The organism is Enterococcus sp. LJL128, assembly GCF_056924295.1.
In genome coordinates this window covers 62,723-77,849 of the sequence record NZ_JBXPBP010000012.1, presented here as the reverse complement: position 1 = coordinate 77,849, position 15,127 = coordinate 62,723, and the positions used below count along the sequence as shown (strand labels likewise).

20 protein-coding genes are annotated in these 15,127 nt (G+C 35.1%); 15 read left to right on the top strand and 5 right to left on the bottom strand.

Annotated elements, in window-relative coordinates; translation table 11 throughout:
* Window positions 1-190: 190 nt before the first annotated feature.
* Window positions 191-1,036 carry a hypothetical protein gene (locus AC1Z3K_RS13770; protein WP_461732962.1) on the bottom strand — a complete coding sequence of 282 codons (846 nt, stop codon included), beginning with the start codon at window positions 1,034-1,036 and terminating at the stop codon, window positions 191-193.
* 184 nt (window positions 1,037-1,220) lie between these two features.
* Window positions 1,221-1,409 (bottom strand): hypothetical protein, encoded by a 189-nt coding sequence (locus AC1Z3K_RS13765; protein WP_461732963.1) that lies wholly within the window; start codon window positions 1,407-1,409, stop codon window positions 1,221-1,223.
* Window positions 1,410-1,974: 565 nt separating this feature from the next.
* Between AC1Z3K_RS13765 and AC1Z3K_RS13760 the strand changes: the two genes are divergently transcribed.
* Together AC1Z3K_RS13760 and AC1Z3K_RS13755 are read left to right on the top strand one after the other, a co-directional pair.
* The gene (locus AC1Z3K_RS13760; RefSeq protein ID WP_461732964.1) at window positions 1,975-2,289 is read left to right on the top strand and encodes a DUF2089 family protein; all 315 of its coding nucleotides are present in this window, start codon (window positions 1,975-1,977) and stop codon (window positions 2,287-2,289) included.
* Complete coding sequence (locus AC1Z3K_RS13755) at window positions 2,286-2,555, top strand: hypothetical protein (protein WP_426081493.1); 270 nt, start codon at window positions 2,286-2,288, stop codon at window positions 2,553-2,555. The genes AC1Z3K_RS13760 and AC1Z3K_RS13755 overlap by 4 nt, the downstream gene beginning before the upstream one ends.
* Before the next feature lie 261 nt (window positions 2,556-2,816).
* On the opposite strand, the gene AC1Z3K_RS13750 is transcribed toward AC1Z3K_RS13755, so the two are convergent.
* On the bottom strand, window positions 2,817-3,461 hold the full coding sequence (locus AC1Z3K_RS13750; protein WP_461732965.1) for a histidine phosphatase family protein: 645 nt from the start codon (window positions 3,459-3,461) through the stop codon (window positions 2,817-2,819).
* Between the two features lie 449 nt (window positions 3,462-3,910).
* On the opposite strand from AC1Z3K_RS13750, the gene AC1Z3K_RS13745 reads away from it, so the two are divergent.
* The 4 genes from AC1Z3K_RS13745 (at window position 3,911) to AC1Z3K_RS13730 (ending at window position 7,289) form a co-directional block, all read left to right on the top strand.
* Complete coding sequence (locus AC1Z3K_RS13745; RefSeq protein WP_461732966.1) at window positions 3,911-4,882, top strand: alpha/beta fold hydrolase; 972 nt, start codon at window positions 3,911-3,913, stop codon at window positions 4,880-4,882.
* Between the two features lie 237 nt (window positions 4,883-5,119).
* Entirely contained in the window at window positions 5,120-5,824 is a 705-nt protein-coding gene (locus AC1Z3K_RS13740) for a hypothetical protein (protein WP_461732967.1), read from the top strand.
* Between the two features lie 60 nt (window positions 5,825-5,884).
* A complete protein-coding gene (locus tag AC1Z3K_RS13735; RefSeq protein ID WP_426081499.1) occupies window positions 5,885-6,622 on the top strand; it encodes a hypothetical protein in 738 nt (245 codons plus the stop codon).
* A 418-nt stretch (window positions 6,623-7,040) separates the two neighbouring features.
* The gene (locus AC1Z3K_RS13730; protein WP_461732968.1) at window positions 7,041-7,289 is read left to right on the top strand and encodes a hypothetical protein; all 249 of its coding nucleotides are present in this window, start codon (window positions 7,041-7,043) and stop codon (window positions 7,287-7,289) included.
* 20 nt (window positions 7,290-7,309) lie between these two features.
* On the opposite strand, the gene AC1Z3K_RS13725 is transcribed toward AC1Z3K_RS13730, so the two are convergent.
* A complete protein-coding gene (locus AC1Z3K_RS13725; RefSeq protein ID WP_461732969.1) occupies window positions 7,310-7,651 on the bottom strand; it encodes a helix-turn-helix domain-containing protein in 342 nt (113 codons plus the stop codon).
* Between the two features lie 160 nt (window positions 7,652-7,811).
* Here AC1Z3K_RS13725 and AC1Z3K_RS13720 point away from each other — a divergent pair, with 160 nt between their 5' ends.
* The 9 genes from AC1Z3K_RS13720 to AC1Z3K_RS13680 all read left to right on the top strand — a co-directional run bounded on the left by AC1Z3K_RS13720 (window position 7,812) and on the right by AC1Z3K_RS13680 (window position 13,891).
* Window positions 7,812-7,970: a hypothetical protein gene (locus AC1Z3K_RS13720; protein ID WP_461732970.1), complete on the top strand. Its 159-nt coding sequence runs from the start codon at window positions 7,812-7,814 to the stop codon at window positions 7,968-7,970.
* An 82-nt stretch (window positions 7,971-8,052) separates the two neighbouring features.
* Window positions 8,053-8,292, top strand: coding sequence for a hypothetical protein (locus tag AC1Z3K_RS13715; protein ID WP_426081501.1), 240 nt, complete (start codon window positions 8,053-8,055; stop codon window positions 8,290-8,292).
* 2 nt (window positions 8,293-8,294) lie between these two features.
* Window positions 8,295-8,735 (top strand): hypothetical protein, encoded by a 441-nt coding sequence (locus AC1Z3K_RS13710; protein WP_461732971.1) that lies wholly within the window; start codon window positions 8,295-8,297, stop codon window positions 8,733-8,735.
* A 15-nt stretch (window positions 8,736-8,750) separates the two neighbouring features.
* Window positions 8,751-8,954 (top strand): hypothetical protein, encoded by a 204-nt coding sequence (locus tag AC1Z3K_RS13705; RefSeq protein WP_426081503.1) that lies wholly within the window; start codon window positions 8,751-8,753, stop codon window positions 8,952-8,954.
* A gap of 88 nt (window positions 8,955-9,042) precedes the next feature.
* Complete coding sequence (locus AC1Z3K_RS13700; protein ID WP_461732972.1) at window positions 9,043-11,277, top strand: hypothetical protein; 2,235 nt, start codon at window positions 9,043-9,045, stop codon at window positions 11,275-11,277.
* A complete protein-coding gene (locus AC1Z3K_RS13695) occupies window positions 11,277-11,528 on the top strand; it encodes a hypothetical protein (protein ID WP_461732973.1) in 252 nt (83 codons plus the stop codon). Before AC1Z3K_RS13700 ends, AC1Z3K_RS13695 begins: the two co-directional genes overlap by 1 nt.
* A 77-nt stretch (window positions 11,529-11,605) precedes the next feature.
* Complete coding sequence (locus tag AC1Z3K_RS13690; RefSeq protein ID WP_426081506.1) at window positions 11,606-12,355, top strand: ATPase; 750 nt, start codon at window positions 11,606-11,608, stop codon at window positions 12,353-12,355.
* Window positions 12,352-12,624, top strand: coding sequence for a hypothetical protein (locus AC1Z3K_RS13685; protein ID WP_461732974.1), 273 nt, complete (start codon window positions 12,352-12,354; stop codon window positions 12,622-12,624). The genes AC1Z3K_RS13690 and AC1Z3K_RS13685 overlap by 4 nt, the downstream gene beginning before the upstream one ends.
* A 106-nt stretch (window positions 12,625-12,730) precedes the next feature.
* Window positions 12,731-13,891 carry a replication initiation factor domain-containing protein gene (locus AC1Z3K_RS13680; RefSeq protein WP_426081509.1) on the top strand — a complete coding sequence of 387 codons (1,161 nt, stop codon included), beginning with the start codon at window positions 12,731-12,733 and terminating at the stop codon, window positions 13,889-13,891.
* 235 nt (window positions 13,892-14,126) lie between these two features.
* On the opposite strand, the gene AC1Z3K_RS13675 is transcribed toward AC1Z3K_RS13680, so the two are convergent.
* Window positions 14,127-15,119 carry an IS30 family transposase gene (locus AC1Z3K_RS13675; RefSeq protein ID WP_426084747.1) on the bottom strand — a complete coding sequence of 331 codons (993 nt, stop codon included), beginning with the start codon at window positions 15,117-15,119 and terminating at the stop codon, window positions 14,127-14,129.
* Window positions 15,120-15,127: the final 8 nt, after the last annotated feature.

The window sequence follows — 15,127 nt, the reverse complement described above, 5'->3', positions numbered from 1 at the left end:
TTCTATCCGTTGGAAACAATAATATTTTGAAAAAACCTTAACTGAAAAAAATTTGACTATCAACCGATTATAAAACACAGACGAAAAGCAACTAATAAAGCCGGTTATTCTTCGTCTGTGTTTCTATTTACTACTGTTTATTACTGTTAAGGCTCCATACTTTTTGCTATGGTAGCATCTACTAGTTTTATCAATACCACTTGATTTCGTATTCACAAGTGACTTTATGATGAGCATACCCCATATCCTCTGAATCGATTTCGAATTCTGTATCTTTCTCGATTGTCATTAGTAATGTCTTCGCATCTGCCGGAATATTCGTGATGTAGAACATGTCATTTCTAACAACTGTAGTCACTGCCGCACCTGTATCTGTTTTGATTGTCAACTGGGCATTCGGTTGATTTGCAAAGTGAGTAGAATAAATGATTGGGTTTGCCATGACCAGTGCCCTATTATTTCTTGAAACACCAAGCACACCACTGGTTACTGTGCGGTCCTCCGATTCATTATCTAGAATGATTCGCTCAATTGTCGGAATAGAGTCAAATACCGATAGGTCCGTCACATTCATAACCATGTGGAATTTCTTCAGCTTGGTAAAGCCATCTAAAAAGCTCAAATCCACAGCATTATTGTGTGCCACCCCATCTGAACCAGAACTATAATGGTCAATTTCTTCCACACTATTTTTTGCGCCACGCAATGGTCTAAAATCAATGACCCCGCCGCCACCATTTAAGTGAATTTTATTTACATTTTTCACATAATCTAGTCCTTCAAGTGATTCACTGACTGCACCTTCTTCAGATCCTATCATGAGGAGTAGCATTTCATCTGGAATAGATTCAAGCTGAGACACTGTTGGTAGTTGGTTTTCAACATCTTCAGGGTGAAGACCTGCACCTTGCAGTAGATATTCTCTTACATATGAATTAGGAATATACACTTTCTTTTCATCTGCATTAGACAAATTTGCCAATCCTAATAGTCCAACAGCAACTAAACCAATACCCAAAATTTTTTTAAATTTCACACTATACACCTCTTTCTTTTGATAAAAATAGTATAACATTATTCTATTAAAAAAGGGGTAAATAATAGTTGAATATGAAAAATAATTATCAAATGAAGAGAAAAGAATATTTTAGATGCTAATAAGTCCTCTCAATCTGTCTATAAAATTGAAACAGATAAACCACATGTTCAAAATAAAATTTTTAAACCAATCTTCCTATAACAATTGCCGAATACATATATCCAACACCTTTTTGAGCACGACTCATAGAATGCTGAATATCGACTTCAAGATTGGAAGACTGCAATTCGTCAATAGCGATTTTAAGCTGCTCTTGATACTCTTTTGCATTGCTAGCTTCAACTAATTTTGTTTGGCTAATCTTAGTCATGAAATCACCTCCCATTTCAATTATAACAAATAATAACTAGTGTTACATAATTTGTTTATACGATTTTGAGTAGTGAAATAAATTCTCAAAAAGGATCAGTAGTTGGAACCAATCAAAATGAAGTTATTTGAATTATAGACAGTAATTAGCTGATTTAGTGCCATGATTTTGAAAATAGAAAGTAGGTAAACCAGCTAAATCGTTGTTACTAAAAAGAGGAGGGGGAAACTATTAAAAAGTTTGAACACGAGATCTTGAACTTAATAGATTCCAAAGTAGAGGGGCCATACTGGGATTTCAAAAAAATGGCATGATGATAAAGGGGCATTACTACATGATATTATGTGCATGGCAAATAATCTAGAGGACAGAGATGCATACATTATCATTGGTATTGATGAAGAATCTGATTTTAGTATAGCTTCTACGGTAAATGACAATAATCGGAGGTGTTGTCTATTTTTTAAATAAAAGTAGGAAGGTTGTCTCTAATTAAGAAGGCTTTTTTATTGTTGACTTTAATAATATTAAAGATATAATTAATATTATTAAATACATTGTTGAGGTGATTATTATAAATATTGAAGATATACCTAATTGGTTCTCGTCTTTAGAAAGTGAAGATGCAGAATTTGTGAAAAACTTTATTTTAAAATCGGGCAATATCAAAGAGGTAGCAAAATTCTATGATGTATCATACCCTACCGTTCGTTTAAGGTTAGATAGGCTGATCCAAAAAATTCAAATCAATGATAAGAGAGATGAGCAACCATTCAGATCTTTTATTAAGGAATTAGCTGTAGATGAAAAGATTGACCTTAATATCGCAAAAATAATTATTGAAAAATATGAGAAGCAAAGCAAGGAGGAAAATGTGTGAGAACTTTAGTTGTTTTTGTTATTATTTTTTTATTGATTGCCGTTCAATATCAACTAGGTTTACATCAGAAAAAGATAGTGGGTTCTTTTTTACCTATTCTTTTCCTAGTAGTATCTGGTTGGATGTATCTTGCTGATTCAACTAATTTTTCGTTAGCAGTATTAGTTGCTCCGATAGCATTTATTGGTGTGTGGTATAAAGGATATCTGAATTCTAAAAAAGAAAATCAAAAGAGAATTGACTTGATGAAAGCTAAAGACTTGTGATGGTATCATTTGGATTTTTCGAATTTAAGCAAAGTCCGTCTTTCACAAAACGATTGTTAGAGGGAAGTAGGAAATTACCTTTTCTATTTGGAAGTAAAAAAACGCATGATTTAGTAACCGTACCATTAAAAAACTGGAAATGTAGATATCCAGTTTTTTAATGGTTATGGACACTGCGAGTATATAAATAAATATCCAGATGAGTATTTAGAAAAGATTTTTTGTATATAGTGTTCCTTAGCAGTAGGTGTATCATGTTTATTATGTAAGGATAGAAAAATTTTTGCCATCCCACTTAATAGTAATAATATCGACATTTTTAATTTTAGGTTTTTTTCGCAACATTTCTTTTGAAAACAAATACATCAATGTTTTAATAGTAAAAGCATGAGTAACAATCAGGACGTTTGGATTATTCAAGTGAATAAAATTATCAGCTGTATCTTTGAGAAAACTTTCCAATCTATCCGTAATCATATGAAACGGTTCAACCATACCTGTTGTGTCGGATTTATAAATAATCTCATGAACTTCCGGCAGACGGAAATTAAGTTCTGCAAAATCATTTTGTATCTGTAATTCATTCATCATACTGGAAATAAATTTATCATTATTTTCTGCTTCCCAGCAGCCCAAACACCACTCACGGAGCCTTTCATCAGTAATAACTTGCAGTTCATTTTGCCCCTGTGCAGTTAATATGTTTTTTCCAGTCTGTAAAGCTCTGGATGTATCACTGGAAAATGCAGCCGAAAATTGGACATTTTTCAGTTGCAGTCCTAGTTGTGAGGCTGTTTGGATTCCTCTTTCAGTTAATGGGGAATCTGCCCAACCTTGTGCTTTATGTAAATAGTTAAGTAATGTTTCCCCATGTCGAGTAATATAGAAAGTAACTGTTGAATTCATGTTTTATCCTCCGAAATAATCCTATGTAATCGCTTCACCTTATCGGCAATAGTCGAACCAATAAATTATTAACATTGTACCAGAACCCCCCCGCCCAAAACAACGCTAAAGTAAAAGCGTAACGGCGGGATATAGATATTAGAAGAAGAATATACACCTTTTGTTCCTCAACTTGGCGATGTTGAAGTAAAGCTGTCTTCAAATTCAACTGACTATGGATTTGTTCCGCTACTCTCGCTGGCTGGAAAAGAACATGTAGAACATTTGGATGTTGACTTTACAAATGAGCCTGTTGATTATGAAACACTCAAACAATATATCTAAAATTTTAGGTAAGAAAATGAAGCAATAAAAGTGGCTTTAGAAAATAATTGGGATTCTCAAAAACGATAGAAATTGATGATTCAGGTAAGAGAGTCAAAAAAAAGTTAGAAATGAGGACAAAAAGAGTGAAACAATTGAATGAAAAAATATTCATAGAAGTAAATGGGAATAAACAAGGGATGTTTATACAGAGTAAAAATATTGGAAATCCAGTATTACTGTTTTTACATGGTGGCCCTGGTTCCCCTGAAATAATGTTTACTCAAGAATATCCTACCGGCTTAGAAGATTTGTTTACGGTCTGTTGGTGGGAACAGCGAGGTAGTGGTATTTCGTACCGAAAGAATGTTAGTAGAGAGACAATGACGATTAATCAAATGATAGCTGATACACTTTTTGTGGTCAGCTACTTGCGTGAAAGATTTTCTAAAGAGAAAATCTTCATTATGGGACATTCTTGGGGAACCTTACTTGGAATATTAACTGTTCAAAAAAGTCCTGAACTTTTTCAGGCATACATTGGGATAGGCCAAATGAATCAACAAATAGAGTCAGAAAGGTTGGCCTATAATTATATGTTAAATGAATTCCGTACTAGAGGTGATAAAAAAATGATAAAGAAGCTTGAGAAAGTACCAATCAATCAAGGGGCTAAAGTGGAGATTGCTTATTTATCTGTTAGAAATGCTGCAATGATGAAACTAGGTATAGGACTGATGCGACAATGTAGATCTGTGATGTCTATCGGAGGGATACTTATTCGTTTTAAAGGCTATAAATTAATGGACAAAGTTCGTTTCATGAAGGGAAATTCTTTCGCATTGAACTGCCTGTGGGATATAATACTACAAAAGAATATTGAAAAGGAAGTACCTAGATTAGAAGTTCCAATTTATGTGCTACATGGTCAGTTTGATTATCAAGTTTCTTACAGTCTGTCGAAGCAGTTTGCAAAGAACATTAAAGCTCCAGTTGTTGGATTTTATACTTTTGAAAATTCGGCACATAGCCCCTGTTTTGAAGAACCAGAAAAAATGTGTCGTATTCTTCGAGAAGATGTTTTATATAATAAAACTGACTTGGCTGATAATTTATAGAAAGCCGGTATTTAGTTCTCAAAAACGATTAGTAGCTGGAACCGTTTAAGTGAAACTCAGATAGTGTTGGAAGAAGCTGCTGATGAATTAGATTAGAAATGCACAATGAACCTGTGGAGGAATGAGTTTCAAAGAAATTGATTGCATGTTCAGAAATCAAAGTATTAGGTAAGAAGATTAACATTATAAGAAATGAGGGGGAAAATTGAAAGCTTGGAAATACCAGGATGACTATTTTTGGGGGATAAAAGTAAGGTAATCGACGATATTATTAGTTATGAATATCGCAATTATATTGTTAGGCTACTGAATAAAAAAAGGTTTAAAAGAAATCTGGAAAATGATATTAAACTAAAGAGAGCTCCTTTTTTAGACGGAAAACAGAAACAAACCTCTTTTAAAGCATGGGAAGCTCTAATTATAGAAAATGAACAGCGTGTTATTCGTTTGAAACAAATGCTTGGGGATTTCAATTCGCTTTCAGTGGATGAATTAATGACAATACCTGTTGAAGTTATGGAGGTCAGAAAATATACAACTGATGTTTTTGATGTAGAGAGAAAGGAAATACCTGTAAAGAGAATAGTGGGGATCAATAGGTTTAAAGGCTACAATAATTGGGGGGATATTTTTCTGGATTTCCTTGATGGAAAGACTACTCCGACACTGAAAGTGGAAGAGAAACTCGATAAGTTAGTTAATCTATATATAAACGATTCCGAAGGTTTCGTTAAACTACTTAAAAACCCAGCTACAGAAACTCCTATTGCTAGTTATGATATAAACTCAGATAAATATTACATAACTTCAGGAGGGAGTCATAAAGCATTTTTAGCAAAATTGATTAATTTTGATACGATTACAGTCGATTTATCGCCAATCATAACAGTGGAACAAGGAGTTATGAAGTACAACTATTATAAAAGTAAAGGTTTGGTCTAAAAAATTTAAATTTGGAATTTCTCAAAAGGATAATATTGATAAATATATGGAGGAAATATGATGAATTATTGGATTTTTTTTCATAAAGCAAGTCAAAGAGAGGCTTACGTTTTTGATGAAAAAACAATTGTTTCAGATAAACTAGATGAAAAAAGCAATTGGTGTCCTTATATTTGGAGCAAACGATTCAGGGCTACAAATTGTAAAGAAAGTCATTTGATGAAAGCAAATACAAATGACATTATTTTTTATGTGATTCCTGAACCAAGACCCAAGAACATAAAAGGAACCTATGTTGGAAATTATTTTTACTGTGATTTAGTATTTATAGTAGATGAAAGACAAGAATTCGATAAAAACAATCTTCCACAAGTATTAGATGATCCTTGTTTGAATTATTTTCACTATAAATTAGGCAAAGAGCAACATAATAAACGTATTGTTAGGAATACCTTGATTGCCAAAGAATCTAGCTTTCAACCTCAGATTAATAATAAATTGGTTGACTTATTAACGTTTAAGAATCAAGGGTTGGAAGAAGAATTGAATAGTTTACATGATAAAGTGCGGAACGGTGCTCGTACTAATTTAGAAGTGGTTAACATTCAAAATGATTTTGGAGATAAGCTTTTTGAATTACTAGCAAAAAATGATGACATAGAAAAAGTAAAACCATATAATATTTTGGGAGATATAAATGAGAAAATTAGTATAAATAACCTAAGAGAGTTAAAGATATCTGATATATCAAAAATTTACAAAAAGAAGTTATCTTTTGATGCCTATGTCAAACATTGAATAAACCCGTTCAACATTAAACTGTCAAAAAAGTTAGTTCTCAAAAAGAATTAAGATGAAATATGGCTCTATTTAGAAAACCATAGGTTTAACTATAATCCATTTGATGAGTTAGAGACATATACAAATAAAATTCATGTGGAAATAGAGACGCTATTAGAAAGAATGATTATTGATTTAAATTTTTCTTTTCTTGATTAGCAACCTTTAAACAAAATATCGTTTTTTATTCATAAGTAGAGCAGCACATACAAGAAGCTTCCTTTATATGTGCTGCTTATTTTGATTGAATTAAAAATTTGGAGAGAGTGAGAGGTTGTGTTTTGAATTATTCGTTAATTATATTTTATCTAGTTTACATAATATACATTGCACACTCGTTATGTATGATATAATGAACTAAAAACGGAGGTGTACTATGTTAGGATTTACATTTACGAACAATACACTACAACAGACTGGCTTTGTTGTTGTTTGCCTGCTGGTTTTATCAATCGTACTTTTATTATCTGCTCTGTTAGGTGTCGGAGGAAAAAAGGGTACTTATAGCTGGGAAAAAAGAAAAGGAGCTTCAAAGCCCCTTATAGTTATAGTTCTGGTTATACTGATATTCCTTATAATTTTTGTTTGGTTTAATATAGTTCAATATGCAGTGATTAAATTTTAGACAGCTCAGGCTGTCTTTTTTTATTGTGTACCTAACTGTTCTTTGAATTTTTCCTCTAGTCGTTCAACTTCGGAAGATAAGGATTTCAGCTGATTCAAAATTTCTTCGGGTGTTTCTTCTTTACTCATTGTCGTGTTGTATGGTTCAAAGTCAAAAAAATCACTAACAGAAATATCAAGGGCTTCACAAACGTTTTTTATAGTGCTGATAGTTGGATTCTTACTTTTACCTGTAAATACAGAATTTACTGTACTGGTCGTTAGTCCTGCAAGTGTGGCTATTCTATTTATAGTCAAGTTTTTTTCAGTAGCTATCAATTGGATTCGTTCGGCGATTAATTCATTGTGTTTATATTCAGACATTTCTTTCACCTCTTTAACGATATTTTAGTATTTTATTAACGATATATCAAACAGAGAGTATACGATTAATCGTTGACATTTGTTTATATATAGTGTAAAATTTATTTGTAACACGATATATCGTCAACTCTTAAGAGTTTTATAGAAAGGATATGACAAAATGAAAAAGTATAATGTTGTTTTCTGCATGCGTGATAATTGCTGGACTGGTATTGAGGGGCTTTCATTTGAAAAATGTATTGAATTTAGAAAAAAACTTGTATCGCTTCATCAGAATAAAGAGCATTGTATCGGCTTTTATATTGTTCCTTTCTCATAAAAGTTTTCTGGGAGTTTTTTGACAGTCTATTACACACTTTTAAGTGTTTAATATATATATCAATTAAGAAAGGGGAATGCTTATGTTTAAAAATACATCAAAATTAATTTATCGAGGCGTCGAGGAAAAAACAAGTAAAACAGGGAATCCGTATAAAATCGCAAGATTTGCTGACCCAGTTTCTTATCAGATTTTAGAATTTTTCTGTGACGACTCATTTGTTGCTACTGTGAAAGTAGAAGACCCTTGCACGGTCGAACTTAAGTGCGAAAAACGTGGTTATAATATGTCGTTTACTTGCCTTAGTGCTATGAGTGCTTAATTATGAGCGAACTGAAAAAAGAAGACCTCCAGGCACTCGAAAACGATTTGAAGGCACTCAAAGAATTATACGAAAAGGAGCTTCAACGTGAAAGTTCTGAACGTACTACACAAGCTACTGAGGATTCTAAACAGTCTGAAATATCTAATACGGAGAAGGTAACGGAGAAAGAACAAGAACAGTCGTTTCGTGCTTCTGTGTTAGAAGCTCTAAGCAAAATAGAAAGCGCGGACAGTTCAGCTTCTGACGAATCATTGAATAAACTCAATGAAAATCTCGAGACCTTAATAGCGTATCAGGAAGAACAAGCACAAACAAATGTCAATCAAGATTGGTTGCTATCTTCTTTACTGGTAATTGGGCTAATTGCCGTTTCAGGTTACGCCCTTTATAAGCTCGGTTCTTATATTGCCAGTAAAGTAATTTCAATAATTTTATATTAAAAGGAGGTTAATCGTATGTTTGGTTTAATTGGTGCTATTACTATGCCGACAGCTCCCAAGGTCGATTTGTCTGAGCCTGTTCAGTGGGTTGTTGATTTTGCTTCTTCAATCTTTACGGATAATGCAATTGTTATCATTACTGCTGGTTTGGTTATTGCAGCCCTTTTTGCGGCTCCTAAAATCGCTAAGCGCTTCGGTAAATCTGCGATTAAAGGTTAATGTACTCATTTGAGGCTAGGCGAAAGCCTAGCCCTTTTCTATTTTATGAAAGGAGAAAAAACATGATTGATTTAAAAAAAATAGGTAAGTGGATAGGTATAGTTTTTTTATTCTTGTTACTGTCTGTCATTGCGTTTTCATTTCTTCCCCTGTTGTCCTTGCTGACAATGTACGGTCTGGAAATGATGTGGGTAGTGATTTATATAACGCTGATAGCGGTGGCTCTGAAAGTGTGCTGGATACTTCTGATGTGGGTATTCAAGGGCAAGAACCCACTGCCGAAGAGTATGAAGAGTATCAAGAATATGCTCCCGAAATCGTCCCGATAAGTCCGCCATGGTTAGCGGATTCTGCCCTCTTTCAAGGCGCTGACGATTTAGCGAAAGTGGAGGACGGAAGTATCATAAATGTTCCATCTGTTAGACAACGTTTAGCACGTGCGACTTGGACTAATACATTTTTCGCCACTGCTCGAGGCGGTCCCGCCAATGTTGCTACGATTAACGGCGCTTTTGACGGCTGGAATATCTACGCTTGGCATTTGCCAAATGCGTTGAGTATAAACTTTGATTTGATATTGCGTGCGACTAGGAATAGTGTTTGGGCTACTAATGCTAGGATTGACGACGTGAAAAACTCGACGACTAGTCGAATGAATAATATAGACGCGGGCTGGAATAATGCAGTAAAAAATTTACAGACAAATATTAATAACGTGAATTCAAAAGCGACTAGCCGAATGGATAATATTGATAGTTACTTGCATAGTTCCGTAACGAGCTTACAGAATAATATCAATGCGTTAAATAAGAAGACCTCTGACCGCATGGATAATATCGATTCGGGCTGGCAAACAGCAGTTAAGAACTTGCAGAACAATATTAACGCAAATAGTACACGGATTGGAAACATGGATACATTCATGCATAGCTCTGTAACTAGTTTACAGAATAACATTAATGCATTGAATACGAAGACCTCCGAGCGAATGGATAATATGGATAAATTTATGCATAGCTCCGTAACGAGCTTGCAGAATAATATTAATGCCTTAAATACGAAGACCTCCGAGCGAATGGATAATATGGACAGTTTCATGCATAGCTCTGTAACGAACTTGCAGAAAAATATTAGCGCAAACAGTGAAAGAATCGAAAATATGGATAGTTATATGCATAGCTCCGTAACGAATTTACAAAAGAACATTAGTGCGAATAGTCAACGAATGGATAATATTGATTCTTTTATTCACAGCTCTGTAACGAATTTGCAGAACAATATTAATGCGTTGAGTGTTATCTCATCCGCTAAAGATAGTGACCTTCAAAGTCAAATAGACGCGATTAAGACAAACGGAGGTGGCACGAGCTGGTCGGACGTTGGTATAATTGCTGCTTTGCTCGCTGTTAAGGATTCTATCGACAAGTTCAAAATGTATTTTGAGGAGGACGGGGTATTTATGAAACTCCTTAAAGGACAGTTTGAAGGCTTAAAAGATTTGTTGAAGTCGCTGAGGATTTACACAGTCAATGACATAAGAGCTATTATTAATGATTACTTTTCTGCTGAGGACGGAAAGGGAACTGGAATTTTTTCAGAATTTCTTGATACGTTGTTGTACGGCATTAGGTACTCAATTGTTGAAGGATTCGGCGAAAGTTTAGATATGTTGTTGGATATTTTTCAAGCGTTAATTTCAACTATGCGGGGAATAAATGTTTTAATCGATTACGCTGAAACACTAACTAAGCTGGTCGATTTGCTAAAAGGTCGTCTGGATCTAATTCTTCAGTATCTCGTAAAGCTCATGAATAAAACGTTTGATTTTGACAGATTAGAAGTATTGTTATCAAAATTGAGTTTTGGAAATATCGTTAATGAAGCTGGTTCGAATATCTGGGATTTTCTTAAAGAATTGATAGGGACATTAGGCTCTTCGCTTAAGGATATTCTTGATTTTCTAAACAATTTATTAGATAAAATCATAGCTCTAATAGTTCCCGAAAATCTTGATTTCCTTGACCATGAGTGGACGGGTGTTTCTGATAAGATTCAACTGAAATTCAGTTTCATTTTTGATTCAGTTTCAAGTATTAAAAATCTTTTCTCAGGCTCTCAAAAGTCATTTGAAGACTTAGACGTCGATTTCGGCTCTAGTCAGCTTGCTGGTAACACGATTGCGATAGGGACAGTTAAATTGCCAATGAGCCACTTGAATAAATTCCTTGCAGTTGTGAAGCCATTCGCCAACGGTGGGATATTATTATGGTTTTTAATTGACATGTATCGCTGGATACATGAAAGAAACGCGGTGGTTGAATAATGCTTTTAGAATTAGTTTTTAAGCTGATTTTTGGTTTAGTTGATATTGTTATCTCTTTAATTCCTGCGTTTGATTTTGGCATAGATATGGGCATGTTGAACCCGCTTCGTGACCTGTTCGCTTTCTTAGATAATGCGGTCAGTGTTTCATTAATTTTATCGATATTGGGCTTATATATTCTAAGAGACAACTTCACGTTAATCAAAAATATTTTCTTTGCTGTCGTTAGAAAAATTCCATTTGTGAAGTAAAGAGATTCGCTTGCGAATCCCTTTACTCACAATGAATTTTTAACGAATAAGAAAATTTAGGAAAGGAGAAATTGACCTTGAAAATATTTCAATTCATAAAATATAAAGCTGTCGATTCTGCTAAACGAATCAAGTTAATGCGTGCAGGCATTAAACCGTTTCAGGAATACGGCTTGCGTTTGTACTCAGGCTGTCAAGGGAGCGGGAAAACGTCTAGTATGGTCGAGCAGCTGGAACGTTATAGAGCGCAATATAAAGATATCTTCATAGCGACGAATTTCGGTTATCGATACGAAGATATGAGTTTAAGCACGCTGGACGATTTAGTTGACTTGCCGAAGCTGGTCAGGGAACAGGGCTACAACGGGTTGGTAATCGGCTGGGACGAGATTCAAAATGATTTTGACAATACAGTGCGTACTTTTCCAGTAACGATATTGCGAACAATTACTCAACAGCGAAAACAAGCAATTAAAATATTGGCGACAAGTCAGGTATTCACTAGAGTTGCTAAGCCTATCAGGGAACAGACTTTTGAGGTCGTTCAATGTCGTACATTACTGGGGCGCTGGGTCTTTCAGAAATGGTATGACCCTGTGGAATATGAGTATTATATAGCGAATGCGAATAAAGATTCGAAGCTACCTGTCAAGTCAAAATATAACTATATTCAAACGGACGATATGAGAGAGTTGTATGATTCCTATGCGGTGATTGACAACTTATCTCGGCATCAGGAACAGCCGATTGAGGAACGTTTTGAGGAAGCTGTGAAAGTACGCAAACTCATTGACGATAATGAAGTCTTGTTGTTGATAGATTCATGATTACGCCTTATGATTTCGTGTATTTTGAACGGCTTTACAGCTATGAGGCGTTGAGAAATGAACGTGGATACTCGGAAGGTAGACAAGCCCGCATATTGCACGTTAGGCTACCTAAAACAAGTATGAAATTGAGCTTCATTCTTAATCATAAAATCGAACTGCCCGAACTGAAGAAAAATGCAAAGTTAGTTTTGACTGTTGACCTTTTTCACCGGGGAAAAAACAAACGAGCAGAAACGAAAATAATTGCTGTCGATTTATATGAATAATCAACGGTCAGGCGAATTGGGAAGGGACTTCCGAATTTGTCGGGCTGTTGCCTCGTCAAAGCGGTTGCGCTTGACGACTAAAACGGAGATAGGAAGGGCGGACAAAATGAAAAATTACGAGGAAATTTTCGCAAGTGGGGGGTCTAGTAACACCCCCCTACACTCTACATCTAGGAACCCTCTTGAGGCTTGCGTTGACTGGTTTTCTGTGACTTTTAAGGGAAATATTTTTTCGAATGGTTTATGCGATATGCTTCACCTGTCTGTTGACGATTTCGAATGTAAAAAACTTGCTGATTCTAACGAATATGAATATATGTATAAATTCGAGAACTTTATAACGGTTATGATTAGAAATGACAATCCGCAAGGCACAAAAAAAGCCCTGACACACTTGGACGTGAAAGGACAGGGCTGTCGGTTTTTAGAGAATAATTGGAAAGGTCTAACTTGGATTGATTTCTTTAATCTAATCAAATCAGCTTTCACAATTCATCACATAACACGTTTAGACGTAGCCATTGACGATTATGTGAATTGTTTAAATATTAACACATTACATCGTAAAATGCGACAAAAACATTTCAGAAGCAGTGCTGGCACTCGTTCATGGAGATACATTGAAAACGGAGATATGCAACATAAATCTGAAATTTCAGGACAAACTTTGTATATCGGTAAAGGTGACGTTGAATTTCGTTTTTATGATAAACTCGCACAACTCGTAAATTCTCAGGGTGTTGATTTAGACAAAAGTATTGATTTCTGGAATCGTTATGAAATCCAGTTAAGACAAGAACGGGCGCAAGTGGTCATGAATATGGTTGCTGCTGGTAACTTAGAAATAGGTGAGCTAGCTAAATCGATTATGGCGGAATACTTAGCGTTCTTAATTCCAAATAAAAGTGATTCAAATAAAAGTCGCTGGAAAGTGTGTGATTTTTGGTCTAACTTCTTAGGCGAAGTTAAAGGCGTACGTTTGACAATGCAACCGCTGGAAAAATCAGTCTATCGCACTAGAAGCTGGGTTGAAAGTCAAGTCTCGGTATCAATGGCAATTTTAGAGGATTGTTTTGGTAGTCAGTTCGTAACTAATATTGCTGAGGACGGGCGAAAAAGAATGACTAAACAGCACAAACAAATGATAAAGAGCTTTAGAGTAAATGAACAGGGAAAACTTGATTTTATTGAAAATGACAAGCTAGATCAAAAAAACAGGATACGTGAAGCATTTAATGAACGTGATTATCTAGAAAGCTTCGGTTAACTTTGATTGCTGACACCGTAGGTGACACATAAAGCCTATAGTGTCAGTATTTCATTAATTTACTAGTTTACATAATATACATTATACAAAGTTGTGGAATGAAGGCGTTTGTCAAGATTAAATACAACATCTTAAGTAAATCTTAATAAAATTCTTAATAGTTTTCATTATACAATTTTGTTCCTCTTTTTTCAACGGTTTGTTTGGAAATGCTTTTTATTGAATAACATTGTTTTCATGTTTTAGCGTATTCCAAATGGAATTTATGATTCGCTGACTTCCATTTGAATAGCTTTCTCGGCCGATCATTGATTTCATTTGTGGATTGATCGATCTTTATCTGAGATACCTTGTTGAAGTCTGTAGGCTTTGGAAAATACTCTCTGAGCAGTCCGTTGTGATATTCATTTGACCCACGTTCGTGTGGCGCATATGGATGCGCATAATACGTTTTAATACCATAGGTATTCTCCATGTGTTTCACATTACTGAAGTTCACAAATTCAGTTCCACGATCACAAGTGATTGATTTCACTCCAGTTGGATACATTTCAACCAAACGTTCCATAGCAGCCAACATACAAGTACTGTCTTTTCGAGTCATTTTAATTGCCACATAGTGGCGTGATTTGCGTTCTACGAATGTAGCTAGACAAGTCTCTACACCACGCTTAGAAAGCACTGTATCAGCTTCCCAGTGACCAAAATCAGTTCTTAAAATAGTTGCTTCAGGCCGGTCAGTGACCAGACGATTCTCGTAGAATTGCGGTGATGGGGTTTTCTTCAGTAATCTACCGCTATATTTTCTCCGATACCTCTTCCCTTTCAGTCGCAGCTTCTTTATTGGAAACTTGATCAAACCGGAGTAAATCCAGTTATAGATGGTATTTGTAGACACATTGATACTGCGCACGCCATGAGCGATTTGCTCCGGAGAGTATTTTTTCTTCAGGTATTTCAAAATGGTTTTTGTATTATGTACTGTTGCTTTAGTAGTGGTTCCGCAGTTTCTTTTTCTCATGCCGGCCAAATTACCGGCACTTGAAGCCTGGTAGCGCAATGCTGCCAGGCTGTTTGCTTTTCTCTCTTCACTGTTTCTCCGGATTTCTCGGGAAATTGTTGAGCGATGCTGATCTAAACGTCGAGCTATTTCAGCTTGTGATAAGCCTTCGTCTAAATATGCTTCAATTTTTCCACGTTCTTCGGCTGTAAGATGATTGTATGACATTTTTCACT

Excerpts from the sequence above, each read along its gene's own strand:
- AC1Z3K_RS13735 (WP_426081499.1), top strand. The coding sequence starts at position 5,885 with ATGAATTATTGGATTTTTTTTCATAAAGCAAGTCAAAGAGAGGCTTAC.
- AC1Z3K_RS13765 (WP_461732963.1), bottom strand. The coding sequence starts at position 1,409 with ATGACTAAGATTAGCCAAACAAAATTAGTTGAAGCTAGCAATGCAAAA.
- AC1Z3K_RS13675 (WP_426084747.1), bottom strand. The coding sequence starts at position 15,119 with ATGTCATACAATCATCTTACAGCCGAAGAACGTGGAAAAATTGAAGCA.
- AC1Z3K_RS13685 (WP_461732974.1), top strand. The coding sequence starts at position 12,352 with ATGATTACGCCTTATGATTTCGTGTATTTTGAACGGCTTTACAGCTAT.
- AC1Z3K_RS13695 (WP_461732973.1), top strand. The coding sequence starts at position 11,277 with ATGCTTTTAGAATTAGTTTTTAAGCTGATTTTTGGTTTAGTTGATATT.
- AC1Z3K_RS13705 (WP_426081503.1), top strand. The coding sequence starts at position 8,751 with ATGTTTGGTTTAATTGGTGCTATTACTATGCCGACAGCTCCCAAGGTC.
- AC1Z3K_RS13715 (WP_426081501.1), top strand. The coding sequence starts at position 8,053 with ATGTTTAAAAATACATCAAAATTAATTTATCGAGGCGTCGAGGAAAAA.
- AC1Z3K_RS13710 (WP_461732971.1), top strand. The coding sequence starts at position 8,295 with ATGAGCGAACTGAAAAAAGAAGACCTCCAGGCACTCGAAAACGATTTG.
- AC1Z3K_RS13720 (WP_461732970.1), top strand. The coding sequence starts at position 7,812 with ATGAAAAAGTATAATGTTGTTTTCTGCATGCGTGATAATTGCTGGACT.
- AC1Z3K_RS13680 (WP_426081509.1), top strand. The coding sequence starts at position 12,731 with ATGAAAAATTACGAGGAAATTTTCGCAAGTGGGGGGTCTAGTAACACC.
- AC1Z3K_RS13730 (WP_461732968.1), top strand. The coding sequence starts at position 7,041 with ATGTTAGGATTTACATTTACGAACAATACACTACAACAGACTGGCTTT.
- AC1Z3K_RS13750 (WP_461732965.1), bottom strand. The coding sequence starts at position 3,461 with ATGAATTCAACAGTTACTTTCTATATTACTCGACATGGGGAAACATTA.
- AC1Z3K_RS13725 (WP_461732969.1), bottom strand. The coding sequence starts at position 7,651 with ATGTCTGAATATAAACACAATGAATTAATCGCCGAACGAATCCAATTG.